The organism is Martinezella sp. CNPSo 3732, assembly GCF_057784515.1.
Genome location: NZ_JBXSOO010000023.1, coordinates 92,424 through 112,206 on the forward strand (window position 1 = coordinate 92,424; position 19,783 = coordinate 112,206).

At 60.2% G+C, this 19,783-nt stretch carries 18 protein-coding genes; 9 read left to right on the forward strand and 9 right to left on the reverse strand.

Annotated features, from left to right (window positions below):
• Positions 1-128: 128 nt before the first annotated feature.
• The 4 genes from AC13RM_RS27615 (at position 129) to AC13RM_RS27630 (ending at position 4,162) form a co-directional block, all read left to right on the forward strand.
• Positions 129-836, forward strand: a complete 708-nt coding sequence (locus tag AC13RM_RS27615) for a TetR/AcrR family transcriptional regulator (protein ID WP_374819130.1) — start codon at positions 129-131, stop codon at positions 834-836.
• Positions 837-964: 128 nt separating this feature from the next.
• The gene (locus tag AC13RM_RS27620) at positions 965-2,122 is read left to right on the forward strand and encodes a Gfo/Idh/MocA family protein (protein ID WP_374819132.1); all 1,158 of its coding nucleotides are present in this window, start codon (positions 965-967) and stop codon (positions 2,120-2,122) included.
• 12 nt (positions 2,123-2,134) lie between these two features.
• Positions 2,135-3,310: a dihydrodipicolinate synthase family protein gene (locus AC13RM_RS27625; protein ID WP_374819134.1), complete on the forward strand. Its 1,176-nt coding sequence runs from the start codon at positions 2,135-2,137 to the stop codon at positions 3,308-3,310.
• 27 nt (positions 3,311-3,337) lie between these two features.
• Complete coding sequence (locus tag AC13RM_RS27630; protein ID WP_374819136.1) at positions 3,338-4,162, forward strand: sugar phosphate isomerase/epimerase family protein; 825 nt, start codon at positions 3,338-3,340, stop codon at positions 4,160-4,162.
• An 80-nt stretch (positions 4,163-4,242) separates the two neighbouring features.
• On the opposite strand, the gene AC13RM_RS27635 is transcribed toward AC13RM_RS27630, so the two are convergent.
• Positions 4,243-5,349, reverse strand: coding sequence for a branched-chain amino acid ABC transporter substrate-binding protein (locus tag AC13RM_RS27635; RefSeq protein WP_374819138.1), 1,107 nt, complete (start codon positions 5,347-5,349; stop codon positions 4,243-4,245).
• Positions 5,350-5,748: 399 nt separating this feature from the next.
• Here AC13RM_RS27635 and AC13RM_RS27640 point away from each other — a divergent pair, with 399 nt between their 5' ends.
• Positions 5,749-6,573 carry an aminoglycoside phosphotransferase family protein gene (locus AC13RM_RS27640; protein ID WP_374819140.1) on the forward strand — a complete coding sequence of 275 codons (825 nt, stop codon included), beginning with the start codon at positions 5,749-5,751 and terminating at the stop codon, positions 6,571-6,573.
• On the opposite strand, the gene AC13RM_RS27645 is transcribed toward AC13RM_RS27640, so the two are convergent.
• The 7 genes from AC13RM_RS27645 to AC13RM_RS27675 all read right to left on the reverse strand — a co-directional run bounded on the left by AC13RM_RS27645 (position 6,570) and on the right by AC13RM_RS27675 (position 13,773).
• The gene (locus AC13RM_RS27645) at positions 6,570-7,955 is read right to left on the reverse strand and encodes an FGGY-family carbohydrate kinase (protein WP_374819142.1); all 1,386 of its coding nucleotides are present in this window, start codon (positions 7,953-7,955) and stop codon (positions 6,570-6,572) included. The two genes, AC13RM_RS27640 and AC13RM_RS27645, sit on opposite strands and share 4 nt — an antisense overlap.
• Positions 7,952-8,278: an L-rhamnose mutarotase gene (gene rhaM, locus AC13RM_RS27650; RefSeq protein WP_374819144.1), complete on the reverse strand. Its 327-nt coding sequence runs from the start codon at positions 8,276-8,278 to the stop codon at positions 7,952-7,954. The genes AC13RM_RS27645 and rhaM overlap by 4 nt, the downstream gene beginning before the upstream one ends.
• Entirely contained in the window at positions 8,275-9,291 is a 1,017-nt protein-coding gene (locus tag AC13RM_RS27655) for an ABC transporter permease (protein WP_374819146.1), read from the reverse strand. Before AC13RM_RS27655 ends, rhaM begins: the two co-directional genes overlap by 4 nt.
• The gene (locus AC13RM_RS27660; protein WP_374819148.1) at positions 9,288-10,292 is read right to left on the reverse strand and encodes an ABC transporter permease; all 1,005 of its coding nucleotides are present in this window, start codon (positions 10,290-10,292) and stop codon (positions 9,288-9,290) included. Before AC13RM_RS27660 ends, AC13RM_RS27655 begins: the two co-directional genes overlap by 4 nt.
• 10 nt (positions 10,293-10,302) lie before the next feature.
• Positions 10,303-11,838: a sugar ABC transporter ATP-binding protein gene (locus AC13RM_RS27665; RefSeq protein ID WP_440479272.1), complete on the reverse strand. Its 1,536-nt coding sequence runs from the start codon at positions 11,836-11,838 to the stop codon at positions 10,303-10,305.
• A 73-nt stretch (positions 11,839-11,911) separates the two neighbouring features.
• Positions 11,912-12,907, reverse strand: coding sequence for a rhamnose ABC transporter substrate-binding protein (rhaS, locus tag AC13RM_RS27670; protein WP_440479273.1), 996 nt, complete (start codon positions 12,905-12,907; stop codon positions 11,912-11,914).
• A gap of 53 nt (positions 12,908-12,960) precedes the next feature.
• Entirely contained in the window at positions 12,961-13,773 is an 813-nt protein-coding gene (locus AC13RM_RS27675) for a DeoR/GlpR family DNA-binding transcription regulator (protein ID WP_488555913.1), read from the reverse strand.
• 209 nt (positions 13,774-13,982) lie between these two features.
• Between AC13RM_RS27675 and AC13RM_RS27680 the strand changes: the two genes are divergently transcribed.
• A complete protein-coding gene (locus AC13RM_RS27680) occupies positions 13,983-16,079 on the forward strand; it encodes a bifunctional rhamnulose-1-phosphate aldolase/short-chain dehydrogenase (RefSeq protein WP_440479542.1) in 2,097 nt (698 codons plus the stop codon).
• A gap of 226 nt (positions 16,080-16,305) precedes the next feature.
• A complete protein-coding gene (gene rhaI / locus AC13RM_RS27685) occupies positions 16,306-17,598 on the forward strand; it encodes an L-rhamnose catabolism isomerase (protein WP_488555914.1) in 1,293 nt (430 codons plus the stop codon).
• 42 nt (positions 17,599-17,640) lie between these two features.
• On the opposite strand, the gene AC13RM_RS27690 is transcribed toward rhaI, so the two are convergent.
• Positions 17,641-18,351, reverse strand: a complete 711-nt coding sequence (locus AC13RM_RS27690; protein WP_488555915.1) for a helix-turn-helix transcriptional regulator — start codon at positions 18,349-18,351, stop codon at positions 17,641-17,643.
• 102 nt (positions 18,352-18,453) lie between these two features.
• Here AC13RM_RS27690 and AC13RM_RS27695 point away from each other — a divergent pair, with 102 nt between their 5' ends.
• Together AC13RM_RS27695 and AC13RM_RS27700 are read left to right on the forward strand one after the other, a co-directional pair.
• Positions 18,454-18,852, forward strand: coding sequence for a VOC family protein (locus AC13RM_RS27695; RefSeq protein ID WP_488555916.1), 399 nt, complete (start codon positions 18,454-18,456; stop codon positions 18,850-18,852).
• A gap of 336 nt (positions 18,853-19,188) precedes the next feature.
• Positions 19,189-19,783: HpcH/HpaI aldolase family protein (locus AC13RM_RS27700; protein WP_488555917.1), on the forward strand; the 595-nt coding region annotated here is incomplete at its 3' end.

Sequence of the window (19,783 nt, forward strand, 5' to 3'; positions counted from 1 at the left end):
AATCGATATAACCATATGGTTACTATTGCCTTCGATTCATCGGGGGCTGTCAACTTATGCGATGATCGGTTACTTATCGGCGTGAGGATGGGCCGCATAAGCCTTACGAAATGCCGCCGGGAGCCATGATGTCGGAATCCAAGACCGTGAAGCGCAGCGCAAAGAGTGCAGACCTTGCGAATGCAGAGCAAACTCCCTCGCGCACAGCTTCCGAACGGCCCCGTCTCAGGGATGCGGAACGTACCAGTAAGGCGATTTTGGCGGCCGCGACCAAGGAGTTTGCAGAGCGGGGCTATGGCGGTGCCCGCGTCGATGCCATCGCCGAACGGGCGAAAATCAACAAGCGGATGCTCTATCACTATTTCGGCGGCAAGGATGCGCTCTACGTCGCCGTTCTGGAAGGCAGCTATATCGCCATCCGTTCCGCAGAGGCACGGCTCGATCTCTCGCATCGCTCGCCTGCGGACGGCATGCGCGAGCTGGTGGTCTTCACCTGGCAATATTTTCTGGATCACCCGGAGTTCCTGGGGATTCTCAGTACGGAAAATATGCATAAGGCCCGTTTTCTGAAGCGTTCGGCGCGCATTTTCGAGTTGCACTCGCCGCTGGTGTCAGAGATATCCAGCCTACTCGATCGCGGCGCGGCGGCGGGCGTATTCCGCAGCGATTGCGATCCGGTGAAGATCTATATGAGCATTGCGGCCCTCGGCTCGTTCTTCCTGACGAACCGTTGGACGCTCTCGACGATCTTCCGCCGCAACCTCTCGGACAAGAGCGAAATCGACGCCTGGGGCGAGCATATCGTCGATGTGATTTTCGCCTATCTGCGTCCCTAAAATCCTTAGGTAACAAGCTAAGCAATCATAGATGATTGCCGCTGCGGCCATTGACGATGGCCGTTGACAGCATCGGCTCGCCATGTCAGTTATGTAACTATATAGTTATTTACGGGAGGAAGAAACTCATGGCAACGAAGCCGATCGGCATCATCATGCACGGCATTACCGGCCGCATGGGCTATAACCAGCATCTCGTGCGCTCCATCCTGGCGATCCGCGAACAGGGCGGCGTTCTTCTGTCGAACGGCGACCGGCTGATGCCGGAGCCGCTGCTTGTCGGCCGCAATGCCGAAAAGATCGAGGCGATCGCCCGCAAGCATGGTCTTTCGAAGACCACGACCGATCTCGACGCCGCCCTTGCCGATCCCAACAATACGATCTTCTTCGATGCCGGTTCGACGCAGATGCGCGTCGAGCTTCTGGAGAAGGCGATTGCCGCCGGAAAGCATGTCTATTGCGAAAAGCCGATCTCGGAGACGCTGGAGGAGGCGCTCTCGGTTGCTGCTTCCGCCGAGCGTCGCGGCGTCAAGAACGGCGTCGTCCAGGACAAGCTCTTCCTGCCGGGCTTGCGCAAGATCGCCATGCTGCGCGACAGCGGCTTCTTCGGCAAGATCCTCTCCGTGCGGGGCGAATTCGGTTACTGGGTCTTCGAAGGCGATTGGGGGGTGAAGGCACAGCGTCCGTCCTGGAACTACCGCAAAAAGGATGGCGGCGGCATGATCCTCGATATGTTGCCGCATTGGCGCTATGTGCTCGACAATCTCTTTAGCGAGGTCAAATCCGTCAGCTGCCTTGGCGCGACGCATATTCCAAGCCGCGTCGACGAGAATGGCAACACCTATGCCGCCGATGCCGACGACGCCGCCTATGCCACGTTCGAGCTCGAAGGTGGCGTTATCGCGCATATCAATTCCTCCTGGGCGGTGCGCGTCCGTCGCGACGATCTCGTTACTTTCCAGGTCGACGGCACCCATGGCTCAGCCGTCTGCGGTCTGATGCGCTGCTGGACGCAGCATCGCGTCAATACGCCGAAGCCCGTCTGGAACCCGGATCAGCCGCAGCCGATCAATTTCTTCGACACCTGGGAAGAGGTGCCGGATACGCAGGCCTTCGACAATGGCTTCAAGGCGCAATGGGAGCAGTTCCTGTGCCATGTCGCCGAGGATTCGCCGTGGAAGTTCACGCTGCGCGAGGGTGCCAAGGGCGTGCAGCTGGCGGAGCTGGCACAGAAGAGTTGGGCCGAGCGTCGCTGGGTCGACGTTCCCTCTCTTTCGGCCCGCTAGGAGGCTGGCCTGATGGAGAGAAGCCTTCACTTGCCAAGGGCGGACGGCACCATCGCTGCCTTCACACCCACCAATGAGCCGTTGATCGCGCCTGTGAAACCGGCGGGCGGCCATCACTTCAATCGCGTGGCCTATGCTGCCGCGCATGTCGTGGTCGATGCGCTTGCGGACAACGATCCCTGGCTTGACCGCAACATCGACTGGGAGCGCACGATTGCCTTCCGCGAATATCTCTGGGGCCTGGGCCTCGGGGTGGCGGAAGCGATGGATACCGCACAGCGCGGCATGGGGCTCGACTGGAGCGGCGCAAAAGAGCTGATTGCGCATGCGCAGTCGGCAGCCCGTGGCCGATCGGATGCGGTGATCGCCTATGGCGCCGGCACGGATCATCTCCAGCCCGGTCCCGATGTCACCATCGATGACGTCATCCGCGCCTATGAGGAACAGATCGCCTATGTGGAAGGGCAGGGCGGTCGCGTCATCCTGATGGCGAGCCGGGCGCTCGCCGCCGCGGCCAAGAGCCCGGACGATTATATAAGGGTTTACGACCGCATTCTCGGTCAGGTCAAAGAGCCTGTCATCATTCACTGGCTCGGCTCGATGTTCGATCCGGCGCTGGCAGGCTACTGGGGGTCGGCTGATGACATGCGGGCCATGGAGACCGCGACCGCGATCATCAACCAGAATGCGGCCAAGGTCGATGGCGTGAAGATTTCGCTGCTGTCGGCGGAGAAGGAAATCATCATGCGCCGCCGGCTCGATCCGTCGGTCAAGATGTATACCGGCGACGATTTTAACTATGCGGAACTGATCGCCGGCGACGACCAGGGCCATTCGCATGCCTTGCTCGGCATCTTCGATGCCATTGCACCGGCGGCGAGCGCGGCTCTCGCAAAGCTCGCTCAGAACGACCTCGACGCCTTCCACAAGATCCTTGCGCCGACCGTCCCGCTGTCACGCCATATCTTCAAGGCGCCGACGCGGTTCTACAAAACCGGCGTCGTCTTCCTCGCCTATCTCAACGGCTTCCAGGATCATTTTCAGATGCTCGGCGGCCAGCAGAGCGCCCGCTCCATCCAGCATCTTTCGGAGCTTTTCCGTCTGGCGGACACGGCACGCGTGCTGCGTGACCCGGATCTCGCCGTCTATCGCATGAAGACGATCCTTGCCACCGTCGGCATCGACTAGCGGACAAGATCGGGGAGGATCATCACGATGGCCATAGAGGGTCTGTCCATCAATCTGGCAACGGTGCGCCAGCAATATGACATGCGCCAGGCGGTCGAAGCGTGCCTGAAGCAGGATATCGTAGCGATCGCGCCCTGGCGCGATCAGGTGCACAACATCGGGCTTTCCGAAGCCGCCCGCATCGTCGCCGACAACAGGCTGAAAGTCACCGGGCTTTGCCGCGGCGGCATGTTTCCTGCCGCAAGCGCCGAGGGTAGGGCGGCTGCAATCGACGACAACAAGCGAGCGATCGACGAAGCAGCGGCGCTGAATGCCGATTGCCTCGTTCTCGTCGTTGGCGGATTGCCGGAGGGGTCGAAGGATATCGCTCATGCCCGCGAGATGGTGGCGGACGGGATCGCCGCGATCCTGCCGCATGCGCGCAGCTCCGGAATTCCGCTCGCGATCGAGCCCCTGCATCCGATGTATGTGGCTGATCGCGCCTGTGTGAACACGCTTGAGCAGGCGCTCGACATCTGCGATCTCCTGGGCGAAGGCATCGGTGTCGCGGTCGATGTCTACCATGTCTGGTGGGACCCGAAGCTTTATGAACAGATCGCGCGCGCCGGCGCCGGTGGCCGCATCCTGGCGCATCACATCTGTGACTGGCTGGTGCCGACTACGGACCTGCTGCTCGACCGCGGCATGATGGGGGATGGCGTCATCGACTTGAAGCGTATTCGCGCCGAGATCGAGAGGGCCGGTTTCTTCGGCTTGCAGGAGGTCGAGATCTTCTCTCAGAATAATTGGTGGAAGCGGCCGGGTGAGGAGGTTCTCTCCACCTGCATCGAGCGCTTCCGCACCGTTTGCTGAGTGGCAGCACCCCAGGATCGACAACAAAGAACCGGGCCAGCAAGTGGCCCGGCTCTATTCCGAAGCGATGACGGGACGGCTTATTCGGCCGAAACGATCTTGCCGCCTTCCCACTTGTAGAGCGAGAAGCTCTGCGAGGTCAGGTCGCCCGTTTCGCCATAGGTGACCTTGCCGATGGCCGTGTCGATCGGTTCGCCCTTCTTCAGCGCAGCGCCGGCGGCTTCGGCATCATCTGCCTTGCCGGCTTTTTCGATACCGGCCTTCAGCACCTGCACGGCAGCATAGGCGTTCAGCGTGAAGGCTTCGGCCGGGATGTTGCGTGCCTTGAGGGCGGCAACGGCGCTCTGCGAATCCGGGTTCTTCAGCGCGTCAGACGCATTGGTGAAGAGCGTGCCGGCTGCGGAATCGTTGGCGATCGCCCAATATTCGGTGTTGGACAGGCCGTCGCCGCCGATGATCTGCGCCTTGACGGAGATGTCGTGCAGCTGGCGGGCCAGCAGACCTGCTTCCGGATGATAGCCGCCGAAATAGATCACTTCGACGCCGGCCTGCTTCAGCTTCGTCGTCAGCGCGCTGTAATCCTTTTCGCCGGGGGTCAGCGAGTCGTTGACGACTTCGGTGATACCGCCCTTGTTGATCGCTGCCTTGAAGGCATCGGCCAGGCCCTTGCCGTAGGCGCCCTTGTCGTTGAGGATGGCGATCTTCTTGTCCTTGAAGTTCTTCACCACATATTCGCCGGCAACGACGGCCTGCTGGTCATCGCGGCCGCAGGTGCGGAAGATGTTCGTCAGGCCGCGATTGGTCAGGTCCGGAGCGGTTGCGGTCGGCGTGACCATCAAGATGCCGTTTTCGGCAAACGCGTCGGAAACCGGAATGGCAACGCCCGAGGTCACCGGGCCGACGACGAAGCGGATGCTGTCGCCGACGAAGCTGTTGGCGACGGATACGCCCTGCTTCGGATCGCCGGCGTCATCGCCGAGCTTCAGAACGAGCTTCTGGCCGAGAACGCCGCCGTTCTTGTTGATTTCTTCGATAGCGGTCTGCGCGCCGTTCTTGACCTGGTCGCCGTAAGCTGCGACCGGGCCGGTCAGCGGGGCGATGAGGCCGATGGTGATGTCCGCATGCGCGAGAGGTGCGAAGGCCAGCGAAGCGACGAAGGTCGCGGCCGTCAATGTCTTCAGACTCATGTTAGCTCTCCTTGGATGGGCGCGGCAGCGCCCTTTGAACCCGCCCGCAATCGCCTGTCTCGACGCGCAAACTGCCGTAAGGCGTTCTTTTGGAGAAGACAGAGCTGATATCGAAGCCGATGGGCGCTTTCGGACATTTTTTGATCTCGAAAGCGCTCATAGGGGTATTTTCTGTAGGAATATTGGGACGATTCCGCAAGAAAATAACCGTCGCGAAGACAATTTTGACGATCTTTTTGAATTTCTGTCGAGGGATGGTTGTTGTGCATCTGCTTCCAAGACCCGGGCGATATGGCGGTAAGGCGACGTGAATCTAAAAGTGGAAGTTTCGATGCCGCTGACCCACATAGGTAGCGGCGCCTGTCATGGCGTGGCCTATGCCGAGGAGATTGATGTCGCGTGAATGAGAATGACGGTTCAAAGACCTATTTCGACCTCTGGCGCCTGATCCCGGATGGCGATCCGGTCGTCACCCATTCCAGCCGGCTTTTTCCCGTGCGCCGTGACGGCGAGCCGGCGATGCTGAAGATCGCGGACGCGCCGGAGGAGAAATCGGGTGCCGAGCTCATGGTCTGGTGGAATGGCATTGGTGCTGCGCGCGTTCTCGAACATCAGGACCATGCTATCCTGCTCGAACGGGCAACAGGCAGCCGCTCGCTTGCCGAGATGGCAAGGAATGGCGAGGACGACGAGGCAAGCCGGATCATCTGCAAGGCCGTCGCTGGGCTTCATGCCTCTCGCGGGGGCGGTTTGCCGCAATTGATTCCGCTTGTCCACCGGTTTCGTTCGCTCGAAACTATGGCCCACTGCGAAGGTGGCACTTTCGTACGGTCTGCTGTCACGGCCCGCAAACTGCTGTCGGAACCCCGCGATGTCGTGGCGCTGCATGGCGACATCCATCACGGCAATATTCTTGACTTCGCAGAGCGCGGCTGGCTTGCGATCGATCCCAAGGGCCTCGTGGGCGAGCGCGGCTTTGATTACGCCAATCTCTTCTGCAATCCAGATAATGCAGTCGCCACGTCCCCCGGCCGTCTTGCCCGGCAAGTGACGGTCGTTGCCGAAGCAGCGGGAATGGAGCATGGGCGCCTGTTGCGATGGATCGTTGCCTGGGCCGGCCTTTCAGCAAGCTGGCTGATCGAAGATGGCGAGGACGAGCACGTCGAACTAGCGCTGCGCGTTGCCGAAATCGCGGCGGCAGAACTATTCGGGACCGAGGCTTAAGAGCTTAATGCGTCGCGCCAGGCCTGACGATAGTCGATCAACCCGGCCAGTTCGGCGCGAACCGGCGAGTTTTCCGCTGTTGTCGCGGGGCGGATGCCCGTCAGTAACGCTGCCCCCTGGCTGGTGCCTGTCGAGCCCGCCAGCGCAATAACGTCGCTGTTCGTCAAAGCGGACAGGGCTTTGAGATAGGCGCTGTTGAGCGCGAAGGGGCCTTCGACGAAAATCGGTCCTCTGGCGCCGATCAGACCGAGGCAGGCTTCCGTCATCAGCGCGAGATAGAGGCTGACAGCGGCAAGGCGCTCGGCATTGCTCGCGGCGTTATCTGCGATCCAGCGCCGCTTGCTGCCGGGAAAGGGACCCGATCCTTCAACGATGTTGGGCAGCAGCATGAGGCCCTTGCCGATCGTTGGCTCCAACGCGGCTTCGACCGCATCGGATGATGCGGGACCGATTTCGGCAGCCAGAATCTCGAATTCGCGGCCGCCCATGAAGCGGGAAGAGGGCACGGCGCGGCCGTAGGCATCGACATTGGCAAGGGTGTCGCGCGCGGGATCGAGATGTTCGAGATCGCCACCCACGCCAAAGCTGATCACCCATGTCCCCGTCGACACGACGGCAAAGGGGGCTTTGTTCTCGACCAGATGGGGCAGAAGCGAGGCGTTGGAATCGTGAATGCCGCAATGGACTGGCACCGGTTTCGTGAGACCCATATCTATCGCAAGTGCCGGCAGGACCGGTCCAAGCGCGTCGAAAGCCGAGCGAACCGGCGCCATCAGTCCGCGAATGCCAAGCGTGTCGACCAGAGACGAATAGTTTTGCGTCGTCGGATTCCAGAGATCCGTATGGCAGCCCAGCGAGGTCACCTCGTTGGCGGCAATGCCGGTCAGGCGAAATGCCCAATATTGCGGATAGGTCAAAATCGTCGCGACGCGGGCGAAATCGGCCGGAAAGGTGGTTTTTAAATAGTGGATTTGCGCGCCGACATTGAGGCCAATCGACAATCCGGGCGAAAACGTCTCAGCAAACTTGGGGCGCAACAGGCTGTACGCGTTCTGAATGGCCTGCGGATAGCCATGCTCATAGTCGAGAACCGGCATGGCGAGGCTGCCATCGGCTGAAAGCATCGCCATACATGCACCATGCGTCGTGATCGAAATGGCATCGAATCCAGGCGTGCGGGCAAAACCTTTGAGAGCCGAAATGATGAAATCCCACAGGCCCTCGATATCGTAATGCGGATAAGGACCCGACTTCAGAACGCTGTTTGCGGTCCTGACGGCGGCAATCTCGGCACCTGTGCCGGCATCGAGCACCACCACCTTGGCGTTGGTCTTGCCAATGTCGATGACGGCGATGTGGCGGTAGGCTGTCTCGTTGCTCATGGCAGATAAAAAACCGTGTCCAGATCGCTCTGAATGGGCGAATTGTCTGGATTGGTCGCCATGATATCGGCCATGTGCGCCCACCATTTCTTCATGACGGGGTGTTCGGGCAGGCTGGCCATGGCATGATCCTTCGGCCGTGTCAGCACGCCGAAAAGCGTGTTGGTGTCGCGGTCGAGGTGGATGGAATAATCGCTGACGCCGGCCTGATGCAGCAGATCCACCAGCTCGGGCCAGATTTCATCATGCCGCTTCCGGTATTCTGCCTCCATGCCTGGATTGAGCGTCATCTTGAAGGCGTGGCGTTCGAGAGCAGCGGTCATTTGGAGCTCATGGTCCTGATGCGGCGGGCGACGATCGGCAGCGCGATGGTGATGATGAGGAGGAGACCGATGAAGATCGACATGACGATGCCCGGGACGTTCAGCAGGCCGAGGCCGAATGTAACCAACCCCATGACGAAGGCGGCGATGACGACACCGCCGATCGTGCCGGAGCCGCCGAGGATCGATACGCCTCCGAGCACGACCATGGTGACCACCTCCAACTCCCAGCCGAGCGCGATCGAAGGACGCGTCGAGCCAAGGCGCGAGGTGAGGCAGACGGCGGCGATGCCGCTCATGATGCCGGTCAGGAGAAACAGGATGAATTTGACCCGTTCGACCGGAATGCCGGAGAAGCGCGCGGCAAAATCATTGTTGCCGATCGTATAGACCTGACGCCCGAAATTCGTCGCATGCAGCAGGATTGCGAAGGCGATCGCAAGCCCGATGAAGAGCACGAATTCGAACGAGAAGACCCAGACGACATAGCCCTGGCCGAAATAGGCAAAGCTATCCGGATAGTTGCCGTAAGCCTTATCGCCGAGAACGATGTAGGAAATGCCGCGAAACAGGCTCATCGTGCCAATAGTGACGACGATCGACGGCAGCTTCAGCACCGAAACCAGGAGGCCGTTGAAGATGCCGCAGACGAGGCCAACGCCGATACCGATCGCGACGAGACCGGGCGTATCGACGCCCAGTTGCGCCGCGGCACCCATCGCCGTCGACGCCAGCGCGATGATGGCTGCGACAGACAAGTCGATTTCGCCCGATATGACGAGCAGCGCCATGGCAAAGGCGATCATCGCCTTTTCGGTAAAGTTGAAGGTCGCGTCGGAGAGATTGAACGGGTCGAGGAAATAGGGCGAGGCTAGCGAATTGAAGATGAAGATCGCGATCGCGACGCCGAAGAGCAGCGTTTCCCAGCTCGATAAGATGCGCTTGAAGGGAGTGCCGAGGCGATCCGGAATGACGCGCTTTTCCGCCGTTGCCGCTTGCGAACCGTTGCTCATGCGTGTGCTCCCTGGCTGGCGGTGTCTTTTGCGGCCTGATCGCGCAGGATGATGCGGCCGCGGTTGCGCTCACGTCGGGCGTTGAAGACGACGGCAAGGATGATGACGGTGCCTGAGATCGCCATCTGCGTGAACGGCGAGATGCCGATGACCGGAAGTGCGTTCTTGATGACGCCGAGGAAGAGGGCGCCGAGCACCGCGCCGGCGACCGAGCCGACGCCGCCGGCAATCGAAATGCCGCCGATGACGCAGGCCGCCACGCTATCGAGTTCGAAGCCGTTGGCGATATCGACATAGGCCACCGCATAGCGCGAGACCCAGAGATAGCCGCTGAGACCGGCGAGCGCGCCGGACAGAACGAAGGCGAGGAAGCGCGTCCAGCCGACATCAATACCGGCATAGACGGCCGCGACCGGATTGCCGCCGCTCGCATAGGCCGAGCGTCCGAACTGCGTATAGCGCAGCACCAGATACATCATCAGCACGATGGCGATGCCGATCCAGGCAAGCACGGGCAGGCCGAGAAGCTGAGTGCGCGGCACGTTCAAAAAGATCGGCGTGAATTGGTGGGCATTGACCCAGGCGCCGCCGGACAGCACGAAGGCCATGCCGCGATAGATCGTCAGCGTGCCGAGTGTGACGACGATCGGCGGGATTTCCAGCGCCCAGACGAGGTAACCGTTGATGGCGCCGAGAGCCGCGCCCATCAGGATTGCCATCAAGACGAGCGCGATCAGCGGAATATCGGGATAGCCCGCATTCAGCATAGCAACCGCCATGCCTGTCAGTGCCAGATTGGCGGCAACGGACAGATCGATCGACTTCGTCAGGATGACCGTCATCTGGGCAAGAGCCAGAATGATGAGGATCGAGGTGTCGTTGAAGATATTGGCGAGATTGGCGGGCTCGGCAAAGCCGGCCGCACGCGTTGCGAAGCCGGCGATCATCACGGCGATGATGATGGCGAGCAGTGTTTCGCGCTTTTTGAGGATGCGTGGCATCCGGCTCTCCTTATGCATTCCCCGTGGCGGCGCGCACCAAGGTTTCCGGCGTCAAACCTTCGCGCTCGAAAAGGCCAGCGGACAGACCCTCCTTCATGACCAGCACGCGATCCGACATGCCAAGAATCTCGGGCAGTTCGGAGGAGATCATGATGATGCTGAGGCCTTCGGCCGCCAGCTCGCTGATGAAGCCGTGGACGGCAGCCTTCGAGCCTATATCGATCCCCTTGGTGGGTTCATCCAGAATGATGATCTTCGGCTGCGTCGCCAGCCACTTGCCGATGACCACCTTCTGCTGGTTGCCGCCGGAGAGCGTTCCCACGGGCACGGATAGGGCGGCGGCGCGCAGATCGAGCCGCTCGGCATATTTACGGGCAAGCGCGAATTCATCGGCCGCCTTCAGGAACCCCTTGCGCGAGGTGCGCCCGAGCGATGGCAGCGACATGTTCTGATAGATCGGCATCGGCAGCGCCAGACCGTGGCGGCCGCGTTCTTCCGGCACATAGACGATGCCGGCGGCAATGGCGTCCTGCGGCGAACGCACCTGGATTTCCTGTCCGTCGAGCGTCAGACGTCCGGAAAGCGGCTTGGTAATGCCGAAGAGCGATTGGCAAAGCTCGGAGCGTCCGGCGCCGATCAATCCATAGACGCCGAGAATCTCGCCGCGCCGAAGCTTGAAGGAGATATCGCGGAACTCGGTGCGGTGACAGTATTTGTCGACTTCGAGAACGGTGCCGCCGATGGTAACAGGCACTTTCGGGAAAGCGTCCTTGACGTCGCGTCCGACCATCATGCGAACGATTTCGTCCTGCGGCGTCGACTTCAGTTCGCCATGGCCGACATCGCGGCCGTCGCGAAAGACGACGAAATTGTCGGCGATCTCGTAGAGTTCGTCGAACTTATGGCTGATGAACAGGATGGCCTTACCCTTCGCCTTCAAGCCTTCGACGATGCGGAAGAGATCGTCGATCTCCTTGCGGGAAAGGGCGGCGGTGGGTTCGTCCATGATGACGATGCGGGCCTCGATCGACAAGGCGCGGGCGATTGCCACGAGATGGCGTTGCGCAATGGAGAGGTCTTTCAATCGGGTTGTCGGATCGATGGCGCTTTCCAGCGATTGCAGAAGCTCTTTCGATCGGCTGTTCATCCTCTTCCAGTCGATGGTGCGCCAGGATGTGCGCGGCGCATGGCCGAGGAAGATGTTTTCGGCAACAGTCAGCTCGTCGAAGAGTACGGTTTCCTGATGAATAGCCGTGACGCCGGCATCGATGGCCGCCTGCGCACTGGCGAAAGCCGTTGGTTTGCCGTCGACAAGGATCTCGCCTTCGTTCGGGCGATAGATACCTGTTAGAATTTTTACGAGTGTCGATTTGCCCGCACCGTTCTCGCCGATCAGGGCTGTGACCTTGCCGGGATAGAGCGAAATGCTGACGCCATCCAGCGCCTTGACGCCGGGAAAGATCTGGGAAATGCCGCGCATTTCCAGAATGGCCTGATTGTTCGCGGCTGGTGCGTCCGCGATGGAGCGTTGAAGGACTGTGGTCATCAGCAATGTACCGGATCAATGAAACCAGGTCCGGCGGCTGGTGCCGCCGGAGAGCTGCGAGTTCGATTTTCGATCAGAAAACCTTGGAGAACTGATCAATGTTCGAAGCGTTGTAGACGAACGGATCGGCCATGGCGGCTTCGCCGTTTTCGCCAACCTTGATCTTGCCCATGCGGCCGGCATTGATCTCGCTGCCCGGCTTGCCGTCGGTTTCGCCCTTGACGAGGCGATAGGCGATCTGCGTTGCGGAGTAGCCGAGATCGATCGGATTCCAGATCGCGAATTCCTTCGTCGCGCCTGATTTGATCGCGCCGGCCATTTCGGACGGCAGGCCGAGACCGGTCACATAGACCTTGCCGATCTTGCCGGCATCCTTAACGGCCTGCGAAGCGGCAAGCACGCCGACCGTCGTCGGGGCGACGATGACCTTGACTTCCGGATGCGAGGTTAGGAGGCCTTGGGCTTCACGATAGCTCTTGTCCGAGAGATCGTCACCATAAACGGTCGTGACGAGGTTGAGGCCCGGAAAATCCTTGAGCTGCTTCTTCATCTCGCCGATCCAGATGTTCTGGTTCGTAGAGGTCGTCGTTGCCGACAGGATGGCGAAGTCGCCCTTGCCGCTGTCAAGATGATCCTTGGCGAGCGTCAGGCACATCTTGCCGATCAGCTCGTTGGACGAGGGGTTCAGCTGCAGGATGCGGCCGGCCTTTGCGACACCGGAATCCCAGGAGATGACCTTGATGCCCCGCTGCGTCGCCTTCTTAAGCGCAGGGACGACTGCATCAGGGTCATTGGCCGAAATCGCGATGGCATCGACGCCCTGCGCGATCAGCGAGTTGATCACTTCGATCTGGCCTTCGGCCGTGGTCGAGGTCGGTCCGGTGTAGATCACCTGCACGCCGCCGAGATCCTTTGCGGCTTCCTGTGCGCCCTTGTTGGCGGCTTCGAAGAAGCCGTTGCCCAACGACTTCACCACGAGACCGATCTTGATGTCCTTTGCACTGGCCGCGCCGGCGAAAAGCGTGGCGGCGAGCGCAACGCCAATCGCCAGTTTCTTTGCAATATTCATGTCACTTCCTCCCAAAGTTAAAAGGCATGCTCACCCCGCCTGAGCCGCGCGTCTCATGCGACCGACGGGGAATCTTCCTCCTCGGCCTGAGCCGAAACATTTGCAATAATGAGCGAAATGCCCGCATCCTCGATCATGCGGACCGTGTCGGCGGAAACGCCGTCATCCGTAATGATGGTCGAGACCTGCTCGAGCGGACAAAGGATCAGGCTGGAGCGCTGACGGAACTTGCTCGAATCGACCATGACGACGAGTTCGTCGGCCTGGCGCATGAGCTTCTGCTCGCTCTGGATGACCAGCGCGTCGGCTTCCATGACGCCGAGCGGGCCGACGCCCTGCGCACCGACGAACATGCGCCGCGCATAGAAATTCCGGATCGTATCGTTGTCGAAGGGCGAGAGGATCAGGCTTTGTTCGCGATAGATCGCGCCACCCGGGACCGTCACGGTGTTCTTCGAATGCTTGACCAGGTGTTCGGCGATCGCGAAGGAATTGGTCATCACCTGCAGCCGGGAGGCCGAGATATAATGCACGAGCTGGAATGTCGTCGTGCCGCCATTGATGATGATGGCGTCGCCGGGATTGCAGAGTTCGGCGGCCTTGCGCGCAATTGCGCGTTTCCTATCGATGTTGACGGCTTCGGATACACGGAACGGTCGCGCTGCTAGATTGCCGAGTTGTGGGGGATGGATCGACTCCGCGCCGCCGCGCACACGTCGGATCTTTCCCTGGACGTGCAGGGCAGCGATATCACGGCGTATCGTCGCTTCCGAAGCCTCGGTCAGCTCGGAAATATCCTGAATCGTTACGACAGATTTTTCCTGTACGGCGCTCAGAATAATGCGATGGCGTTCACGTTCGTGCATCGGCTCCTCCTTATTGGCGGTTATTTCGCAAATATGACAAAGTGTCAATCATAAACGATCATAAACTTTCATATTGCATCGCAGCATTATCGAATTTGATCGTTTTCGATTGACAGGGTGACTATATGTGAGCGATACCCTGCTCACAAAGGGCGGTTCCAATCGTAACGCGATCCGCCTGCAGGACTTGATTTTCAAGGGAGGATGACATGGCGGCTGACGTTCAGCTTCTGAAGAACCGTTGGGATGATGCATATGCTGATGGGCTCGATGAGCCGGGCAAGCTGCTTTATCGGTCGAATCTGCTCGGTGCCGACAAGCGTATCACCAACTACGGTGGCGGCAACACATCGGCCAAAGTCATGGAAACCGATCCGCTCTCCGGCGACAAGGTAAAGGTGCTCTGGGTCAAGGGCTCCGGCGGTGATGTCGGCACCATCAAGCTCGATGGTTTCGCCACACTTTATCAGGAGAAGCTCGATAGCCTGAAGAACATCTATCAGGGTGTTGCCGACGAGGATCGCATGGTCGGCTTCCTGCCGCATTGCACCTTCAATCTCAGTGCTCGCGCGGCTTCGATCGATACGCCGCTGCATGGTTTCGTTCCGTTCACCCATGTCGATCACATGCATCCCGATGCCATCATCGCCATCGCCGCCTCGAAGAACTCGCGCGAACTGACGCGTGAAATCTTCGGTGACGATATCGGCTGGCTTCCCTGGCGTCGTCCGGGCTTCCAGCTCGGCCTCGATCTCGAAGCCTTCGTCAAGGCGCATCCGAATGCCAAGGGCGTCGTGCTCGAAAGCCATGGCCTCTTTACCTGGGCCAATGATGCCAAGGAATGCTATGAGCTGACGCTTGCCATTATCAACAAGGCAATCGAATGGTTCGCCGCCAAGACGGAAGGTAAGACCATTTTTGGCGGTGCCGTCGTTCAGAGCCTGCCGCAGGCGCAGCGTCGTGCCATCGCCGCCCGGCTGATGCCCGAGATCCGCGGCCGCATCGGCAAGGCCGAGCGCAAACTCGGTGATTTCGACGATCAGGATGCCGTGCTCGAATTCGTCAACTCGAAGAACCTCCGCCCGCTCGGTGCACTCGGAACCAGCTGCCCGGATCACTTCCTGCGCACGAAAATCAGACCGTTGATCGTCGATTTCGATCCGGCCAAGCCCGATGTCGATGCCGTCATTGCCGGTCTCGACAAGGCGCTGGAAGATTACCGCGCCGATTACGCGCGTTACTATAATGATTGCAAGCATGACAATTCGCCTGCCATGCGCGACCCGAACCCGGTGATCTTCCTCGTGCCCGGCGTCGGCATGCTCTCCTTTGCCCGCGACAAGGCGACTGCCCGTATTGCCGGCGAGTTCTATGTCAATGCCATCAATGTCATGCGCGGCGCATCCACCGTTTCGGAATATCAGGGGCTGCCGGAGCAAGAAGCCTTCGATATCGAATATTGGCTGCTGGAAGAGGCGAAGTTGCAGCGTATGCCGAAGCCGAAGAGCCTCGCCGGTCGCGTTGCCTTCGTCACCGGCGGTGCCGGCGGCATCGGCCGCGCCACGGCCGCCCGTCTGGTGGGCGAGGGGGCCTGCGTGGTTCTGGCTGACATCGACCAGGCGGCACTTGAGAGTACGCAGGCCGATTTCGCCAAAAGATACGGAGCGGATGCCGTACGCAGCGTCAAGCTCGACGTGACAAAGGAAGATGCGGTCATCTCTTCTTTTGCCGAGGCCTGCGTCGAATTCGGCGGCGTCGACATTCTTGTATCGAATGCCGGTATCGCGTCGTCCGCGCCGATCGAGAGCACCGAGCTTTCGATGTGGAACCGCAATATCGATATTCTCGCGACCGGCTATTTCCTGGTTTCGCGCGAGGCCTTCCGGCTGTTCCGCCGTCAGAATCTCGGCGGTAACGTCGTGTTCGTCGCCTCGAAGAACGGTCTCGCGTCCTCGCCGAACGCCGCCGCCTATTGCACGGCAAAGGCAGCGGAGATCCATCTCGCCCGCTGCCTGGCGCTGGAGGGCGCAGAAGCGGGCATCCGCGTCAATACCGTCAATCCCGATGCCGTCCTTCGCGGCTCAAAGATCTGGAACGGCGAATGGCGCGAGCAGCGCGCCGCCTCCTCGAAGATCGAGGTGGACGATCTGGAGGAACATTACCGCAAGCGCTCAATGCTGAAGCTCAATGTGTTCCCGGAGGACATTGCTGAAGCGATCTATTTCCTGGCCTCGGATCTTTCCGCCAAATCAACAGGCAATATCATCAACGTCGACGCCGGCAACGCGCAGAGTTTTACGCGGTAATGGCTGCATTTTTCCTTCTCCCCACCGGGGAGAAGGTGGCCCGAAGGGTCGGATGAGGGGGACTGCGGAAAATGCAGTTCTATCTTTCGCTTACGCTCAAGATGTGAGGAGCTATGCTCCTCACTCCCCCTATCTGCCCGTTGGGCATCTTCTCCCCGCCGGGGAGAAGAGGGCACCGCCAGTCGAGAGGCTGTAACATTTCGAATGACGTACATGGGAGGAAAGAATGGCCGAGTTTAGAATTGCGCCGGATCTGGTCGCCGCAGAAAACGACAAGCGCGCCGCCGCGCTGAAGTCCGATTATGAGGCGCTCGGCGCCGCGCTCGCCCGCCGCGGCGTCGATATCGAAGCCATCACCAAAAAGGTCTCCGAATTCTTCGTCGCCGTTCCGTCCTGGGGTGTTGGCACCGGCGGCACGCGCTTTGCCCGCTTCCCCGGCACTGGCGAGCCGCGCGGCATCTTCGACAAGCTCGACGATTGCGCTGTCATTCAACAGCTGACGCGGGCAACACCAAGGGTTTCGCTGCATATTCCCTGGGACAAGGCGGATGCGAAGGAATTGAAGGCGAAAGGCGATGCGCTTGGCCTCGGCTTCGACGCCATGAACTCCAACACGTTCTCCGATGCGCCAGGCCAGGCTCATTCCTACAAGTTCGGTTCGCTCAGCCATGTCGATGCGGCAACCCGCGCCCAGGCTGTCGAGCACAACATCGAATGCATCGAAATCGGCAAGGCCATTGGCTCGAAGGCGCTGACCGTCTGGATCGGCGACGGCTCGAACTTCCCCGGCCAGACCAATTTCACCAAGGCGTTCGAGCGCTATCTCGCTGCCATGGCCGATGTCTACAAGGCGCTTCCTGACGATTGGCGGCTGTTCTCCGAGCACAAGATGTACGAGCCGGCCTTCTATTCGACGGTTGTTCAGGACTGGGGCACCAACTATCTGATCGCGCAAACCCTCGGCCCGAAGGCGCAGTGCCTCGTCGATCTCGGTCACCACGCGCCGAATACCAATATCGAGATGATCGTCGCGCGCCTCATCCAGTTCGGCAAGCTCGGCGGCTTCCACTTCAACGACTCGAAATATGGCGATGACGATCTGGACGCCGGTGCGATCGAGCCCTACCGCCTGTTCCTCGTCTTCAACGAGCTGGTCGATGCCGAACGGCGCGGCGTGAACGACTTCAATCCGGCGCATATGATCGACCAGTCGCACAATGTCACGGACCCGATCGAAAGCCTGATCTCCAGCGCCAACGAGATCCGCCGTGCCTATGCCCAGGCGCTCATTGTCGATCGCAACGCACTCGGCGACTATCAGGATGCCAATGATGCCCTGATGGCATCGGAAACGCTGAAGCGGGCCTATCGCGCTGATGTCGAGCCGATCCTGGCCGAAGCACGCCGCCGCGCCGGCGGCGCCATCGATCCGGTCGCAACCTATCGGGCGAGCGGCTATCGCCGCAAGGTGGCCGGCGAACGTCCGGCCTCCGTTGCCGGCGGTGGCGGGATCATCTGAGATTATCGGGTGCAGGCAACCGATGACCTCAGCACCCGATAATCACCCTTTCCGTTGAGTTTGCTGGAGTTCTGCCTCTCGCCAGGCTGACCAGTGGCGGCGAAGCTCGCCTGGGCGCAAGCCATGACGGTCATCCAGCATGTCGGCCTCGGTAATCCGTTCCGTGCGGAAATGCCGGAAGCCCTGGCGCAGCTCGCACCATGCCACCAGAATGCGGCTCGTATCGGAATAGCCGAGGATGACGGGCCAGACGATCCTTGTGCTTTCCGCGCCCGCATCGGACCGATAGCGCAGCCGAAGTTTTCGTCCTTCGCGGATTGCCGCCCGCAACATCGGCAGATCGATGTTGTCCTCTTGGCCTCCCTGAAGAAGTGGTTTGGCGCCGACACTCGGCTCAAGGATGAAGGGACGCAGGTGCCCGGGCACGATCGCGGTGATCTTGGCGACCACGTCGCGTGCGGCATTGGCAAGAGCCTTGTCGGCACGGCCCGCAACCCATTGCGCCCCGAGAACGACGGCCTCGATCTCCTCAGGCGTCAGCATCAGTGGCGGCATTTCGTAGCCAGGTGACAAAAGATATCCGAAGCCTGCCTCACCTTCGATCGGAACCCGCTGGCCCATCAGATCGGCAATGTCGCGATAGACCGTGCGCTTCGAGATTTCGAGTTCATCCGCCAGCGCGGCAGCAGTTACCGGCCGGCTCGACCGGCGCAATATCTGTATGATCTGAAACAAACGGTCGGCGCGACGCATTCCTGCTGACTCCTGCTGCCAGTATGGTGGCAACAGCCTTATGCAACAAGAGCCTTCGAGCCGCCAGCGACACAGCGGGCGGGACTTTCGAAGGAGCATTCGATGAAACTAGCATCCACGCGTCTGATCGCCTCAGACATCAAGAAGATGGTCGGCTTTTATGAGATGGTCACCGGTCACCCGGCCGAGTGGCTGGCGCCAGTCTTTGCCGAGATCGTCACCCCTTCGGCGACGCTTGCGATCGGAAGCGCCGAGACCGTCGCCCTGTTCAAGGAGGGCAGCGCCGAACCCTGCGTCAATCGCTCAGTCATCATCGAATTCCAGGTTGACGATGTCGATGCCGAATTCGCAAGGTTGAAGGACAAGGTAGAGGTCGTGCACGAGCCGAAGCTGATGCCATGGGGCAACCGGGCAGGGCAGATTCGCGATCCCGAGGGTACGCTCATCAGCCTCTATACGCCTGTCACGGACTTTGCGAAACAGCGTTTTGCCGGGCGTTGAGCGGTAAGGAGGCGCCGAAATCTTGTGATCGGACGATGCCGTCTGCCTGGCGGTATCGCTCGCCTTGAGTCACGCCTTGGTCGCCCGGTGAGCGCGGCTAACCGATCCAGATAGCTGCAAATTTGTCATGGTCGTCTGGCAGATTTGAAATCATCTTTCTGCACGGTAGCTGACCACGGTCGAAGCCGTGCTTTGTCGATTTGTGTCCGTCGCATCTGCACTTTCGAGTGGCTCGGCAATGGGAATTGAGTATTGTCGATTGCAACGGCTCGCCGTGATTTGGCGGTTGAGGCGAGCTCCAAAATGGGGCCTGGTGTTGATAGGTGAGGAAAGACGATGACGACTGACATGAACGGTTTTGCCGGACGGCTGAAACGCCGCGAGAATGGCGGCATGATCTCCGGCTGGGTCGGCATACCCGATCCGATGCTCGTCAATCATCTGGCGCAGGAAGACTTCGATACCATCGTGCTCGATATGCAGCATGGCATGTGGAACATGGAGTCTGCCGCCAACGGGATTGCCTATGTGCGCCTGGCTGGCAAGCCGGCGATTGCCCGCATTCCCGTCGGCGATTTTGCTTCTGCCTCGCGCCTTCTCGATGCCGGCGCCTCCGCCATCATCGCGCCGATGATCAACTCTGCCGATGATGCGCGCGCCTTGGTGCAAGCAACGAAGTATCCGCCGCTCGGCGAGCGGAGCTGGGGACCATCTCTGGCGCTCAATCATTTCGGCCTGCCGGCTGAAGATTATTTGCAAAGCGCCAACAGCCTGACCGCTACCATTGCCATGGTGGAGACCCGCATGGCGCTCGACGCCATCGACGAGATACTTGCAGTCGACGGTATCGACGGCATCTTCGTCGGCCCGTCCGATCTTTCGATCGCGCTTTCGAACGGCGCCCGCCTTGCACCCGATAGCGCAGCGATCG